The sequence below is a fragment of the Methanophagales archaeon genome, from assembly GCA_021159465.1.
In the GTDB taxonomy this organism is placed as follows: domain Archaea; phylum Halobacteriota; class Syntropharchaeia; order Alkanophagales; family Methanospirareceae; genus G60ANME1.
Map to the genome: position 1 here is coordinate 1 of JAGGRR010000040.1, position 5,182 is coordinate 5,182.

4 protein-coding genes are annotated in these 5,182 nt (G+C 45.9%); all 4 read right to left on the reverse strand.

Translation table 11 applies throughout. From position 1 onward, the window contains the following. Positions 1 to 29: 29 nt before the first annotated feature. Positions 30 to 1,631 carry a site-2 protease family protein gene (locus J7J01_02125; protein MCD6209688.1) on the reverse strand — a complete coding sequence of 534 codons (1,602 nt, stop codon included), beginning with the start codon at positions 1,629 to 1,631 and terminating at the stop codon, positions 30 to 32. 35 nt (positions 1,632 to 1,666) lie between these two features. Next, the gene (locus J7J01_02130) at positions 1,667 to 2,491 is read right to left on the reverse strand and encodes a 2-amino-3,7-dideoxy-D-threo-hept-6-ulosonate synthase (GenBank protein MCD6209689.1); all 825 of its coding nucleotides are present in this window, start codon (positions 2,489 to 2,491) and stop codon (positions 1,667 to 1,669) included. 43 nt (positions 2,492 to 2,534) lie between these two features. Next, positions 2,535 to 4,427, reverse strand: a complete 1,893-nt coding sequence (locus tag J7J01_02135) for a beta-CASP ribonuclease aCPSF1 (GenBank protein ID MCD6209690.1) — start codon at positions 4,425 to 4,427, stop codon at positions 2,535 to 2,537. Between the two features lie 118 nt (positions 4,428 to 4,545). Continuing rightward, a partial coding sequence (gene psmB, locus J7J01_02140; GenBank protein ID MCD6209691.1) for an archaeal proteasome endopeptidase complex subunit beta occupies positions 4,546 to 5,182 on the reverse strand: 637 nt, incomplete at its 5' end.

The window sequence follows — 5,182 nt, forward strand, 5'->3', positions numbered from 1 at the left end:
AAGATAAAGATAAAGATAATGATAAGGCATTAGAGGAGCTCAAAGACGAAAGGGGCAACTAACATGAATACAATCGATAAAAAGATGATAACAGCAGTGATGATAGCGATGGTCTTTAAAACCAGTTCTTTCTTCGATTCTTCCTTTATTCCCATCCTCAGCATTGGATTCAGTACCTCCTTGAATACATAGTAGCCATCCAGTGGGTACATTGGCAGACAGTTGAATAATCCCACATAGAAATTTATCCAGGCTATCCAGAACAGCACATCGGCAATTGAGAAGATACCAGCACCAAAAACGGATGCCACCCCCACAGGCGTGTATAAATGCGATAACAATGGATTAAAAGTGCTGAACCCTCCCATGCTGAGTGGTAGCACAGGCAAACTCATCAATAACAGCAAGCTGGCAGGCGATTTGAAGAGCATACGAGGTATGTCCCGGAGATTCTCCAGGTAAGTTCTCGTTGGAAATTCCAATACCGTCATGCCCAGCGCACAATTGGCAACACCAACGCCCAGATAACCACGGCTCGCATAATATGGCGATTCCTCTAACTTGATCTCAAATACTTCCCCCCTCTTCGTCCACACTTTTATCTCCTCGCCCGCCACTGTATCGTTCATGAAAGAGAGGAAATCCTCATAACTCCTTATACTCTGGTTATCCATCTTTATTATGGTCATACCCTCCTTGATACCTGCTTTCGCTGCTGGCTTGCCTTTCTCCACAAACACCACTGTTACGCCCTCATTCGTTTCACCTCGCACCACTATCGCCTTCTTATCGCCATTTCTATCCAGAATGGTGAGAGAAACAGCTTTACCTTTCTTCAGTCTGTCGTTCAGCTCTTCTACGCTCACTCTTCCTTCTCCATCCATCGCCGTGATGAACGAACGTGGTTCTATACCATATTCTGCTGCTGGACTACCATTGGCTACGTTATAAACATAAAGCACATTCTCACCGACAGGCTGAATGGAGAAGAGAATACCGAAGAAGATGAGAAATGCGAGGATAGCAATGACGAAATTACCCATCACACCCGCGGAAAGGATACGCGTCCTCTCATGTGCTGATGCTACCTTCTTATCACCTGTGCCCTTCGGTGTGCCGAAGAGCTGCTCAGTATCCGGCTCCGTAAATGCTCCTATCGGCACTAACAGAAGCAGAAGCCCCATCGATTTCACTTTTATTCGCTCCACAATGCTCAATATCCCATGCGATAGCTCATGTACTATCATCGCAACTACAAAGCCTATCCATGCACACATAGGTATAAAAGTGTTCAAGCCGGGGATAAGCAGCCAGTTCCTTGGCTCGTTCAACTCTGTTGGCTCCGGTCTCATCATAAACGTTGTGAACGCACCATTGATCACAAGAAAGAACATAAAACCCATCGCCATAATCATCAGAACAGTACCAATATTAGCGTATGCTCGCCAGAAACGTCTTACTGTACCCAGCCTCTCCAGTAATCTCTCACCTCTGACCGCTCTTATCTGTAGAATAGGACCGTATAAAGAGATATTGTATCGCTTCAGTAACCCTCGCCTGTCGAGAAATACTATAATAAACCAGTATATAAGGAACAAATAAAATATAAGTATAATCTTGTATGAATCCATTTGAGGGTTATTAGGTTATTATCACTGTAAGTATTTCACTTCAACATCTCCATCGCCTCTGTAGCCGTGATACCCTCATGTACTATCTTACTTATTGCTATTGTCATCTTCGTAGGATTCGCGTGTTGGAAGACGTTTCTTCCTATTGATACCCCTGAAGCACCTGCAGAAATCGCATCTTCTACCATCCTCAGTACTTCTGCATCTGTATTCGCCTTTGGTCCGCCGGCTATTATCACTGGTACCGGGCAACTCCGTATCACTTCTTTGAATGTATCGGGATCACCGGTATAATTCGTCTTGATGATGTCAGCACCTAACTCTGCGCCTACACGTGCCACATGCATCACCATCTCGGGGGCATGTTCACTCTTCACCTTCTTACCCCGAGGGTACATCATCGCCAGGAGAGGCATGCTCCATTCCTCACATATCATCGCCGTCTCCCCGAGCTCCTCGAGCATCCATGGCTCGCTCTCCGCACCCACGTTCACATGCATTGATACCGCATCTGCACCCAGCCTGATCGCTTCTTCCACCGTCGCCACCATGACCTTCGCCAGTGGGTCTGGACCCAGAGATGTACTTGCTGAGAGGTGAATCACAAGCCCTATATCCTTACCATAGCCCCGATGCCCCGCGATCACAATACCTTTATGGAGAAGAACCGCATTCGCTCCACCCTCTGCTATTGCATTCACCGCCTGTTTCATGTCCGTCAAGCCGTATATCGGACCTGAGGTCACACCATGGTCCATCGGCACAATAACACTTCTACCGCTATTCCGGTCCACTATCCTCTCCATCCTTATCCGCTTCCCTATACTCATCCTCTCCATTCTCTCTCTCATGGTTGCCATCTTCTCTCACACCCTTACCTTTATCTTTTCTTCTTCTTTCTTCTTATACCAATCTCAGAGTCTCCAGATTCTGCGGTGCCGTTGTCTCTATATTAAATTTCTTGTGTATCCCGCTCGCCAGTGCCATGCATTTGTTATTCTCTCCATGCATGCATATCACCTTTGAAGGCAGTGGTCGAATCCCTCTCACAAATTCAATCAGCTGATTACGATCTGAATGACCCGAAAAGCCATCCACTGTCCTTATATCCATCCCTATCTTTATATTTCTCATCTTCCCTGCATCTGATAACTGAATCTCATTCCAGCCCTTCTGTATCCTCCGCCCTAATGTACCCTCTGCTTGATAGCCAACGAATATAAGTGTATTCTTCTCATCGGCGGCAAGTTCCTTCAGGTATTCCAGAACCGGTCCACCATTGAGCATGCCTGAAGTAGCGAGTATAATTGAAGATTCTTTCTCCTCTATTACCTCCTTACGCTTATCTGCGTCATCCACCTGCACGAAGATATCGGATAGGAAAGGATTCTCACCCTGAAATATAGAATTCTTCAAACTCCTGTTCAGATACTCTGGATATGCAGTATGTACAGATGTCGCCTCCCATATCATGCCATCTAAATACACTGGCACATCCAGCTGCATGCCTTCAAGCGCTATCATCACTTCCTGAGAACGTCCAACCGCGAATGCCGGTATTATTACCTTGCCACCCCGTTTTATCGTTCGCTCTATCTCGTCCTTCAGGTTCCTCTCTGCCTCTCGCCTTGAGGGTTGTTGATCATTCGGACCACCATATGTGGATTCAATAACCAACGTATCCGGCCTGGGAAATGCATTGAATGCAGGGTCAAATAGGAAGGTACGTTCATACTTTATATCTCCTGTGAATACAATATTATGGGATCCATATCCATTCCCCATATGGAAATAGGCGATTGCTGAACCCAATATGTGCCCTGCGTTGTAAAAGGTCAGCTTCACATCGGGCGAGATATCTGTCACCTCACCATACTTCAGCGGAATCGTATGCCTTATTGCATCTCTTATCATGGCTGATTTATACGGTATCTTCTTACCCTCTCTCGCTGAGACCTCTATATAGTCAAGCAGAAGAAGAGCCATAAGGTCCCTCGTTGGCTGAGTTATGTATATCGGTCCATCATAACCGTATAGAAATAGGAGTGGTACAAGACCCGAATGATCGAGATGTGCATGTGTTATCACAACTGCATCTAAATTGCTTATCGGGGACACCTCCGGTACATATAAATAGGGCATGCCTTCCGAGCCCACACTCACTCCACAGTCAATTAAGATCCTCGTCTCGGGCGTAGAAAGCAGAAATGCATTCCTTCCAACTTCTCGACATCCCCCCAATGCCGTTACTCGCAACCAGTCGTCCTCTATCAGCTTATCTCTGTATATCCGCCTGCCCACCTTCTTCATGAAGTTACGCCTGAAATCGCCTTCTTCTCTCAAATATCGCCTTATGCTCTTTATTATCGAAGATTCTATCGGCGGTGCCCTGATTACATTCGGTCGCCACCCTATTATCTTTGCTACTTCCCTCAGCGTTGCACCATGAGTACCTATGACCAATCCTGGCTTCTCCGCTTCTATTATCACCTCTGCTTTGTCCATATCGAAATAAATGTCCTTTATCCCTCCCTCCTCTGGTATTATCTCATGTATCACCTTCGATGCTTTCTCTGGCTCCATCAGGATGTTACTGCTCGGTCTTACCGATATCCGCTTCTTCAACTCTTTCGCCAGTGTTCTCACCAGGGCACCATCATCCACAAACCGCTGTGTATCCTCTGTATAGAGTACCAGCTCCGGTCCCTCGAACTCCACGCCACTTATATGCACATCAGCCGGTAATAACTCTATAATCCGCTGCTTTAACTCAGAAAGCTTCTCTTCTACTGACATTTATTTATCTCTATCTACAGATCAATACCCTGATTTCTATTTACTATTCTTTTCCTTTCTTTTCATGCCATGCTTCATGGAATAAAAGCTTTAATAAAAATCTAAGAGGGGGAATCAGTTAAAGAGATTCCCTTATGTCCTTTATCTTCTCCTCACTCACTTCTTCATATTTCTCCTTTGTTATTGCTACCACCTCTATCTCTTCTCCCGATGCACTGTCCCTCTTCATCGCAGAGTGCAACGATTGTATTGCCAGCGCTATCCCATCTTCAATAGGTAAGTCAGGGGAATACCTATCTTCAAGTACACCATATGCGATCGGGGAGCCAGAGCCTGTGGCGGCAATATCCCTCTCCGCAGTATTACCACCAAAAGGGTCAACGGAGTATATATGTGCCCCATTTCTGTCTATACCACCTACAAGGAGCTGTACAATGTACGGAAACAGCCTCTGAGCACTCAATACATTAGATAACATCGTCGTTATCGCTTTCACAGTCATTGGTTCCTGCCTCCTTATCTTATATAGCTTCGCCTCCACCGATACTATCCGGATCAGAGTCTGTGCGTCTCCCACCACACCCGCAGTGGTTATACCTACCCTATCATCCACCTGATATATCTTCTTCGCCGCTTTAGATGCTATGAAAGAGCCCATTGTCGCCCTCTTCTCACTCGCCAATACTACACCGCCATCACAGATTAAACCAACGGTTGTCGTCCCCTTCTTTATCATGTCGTGCATTTCCATAGGT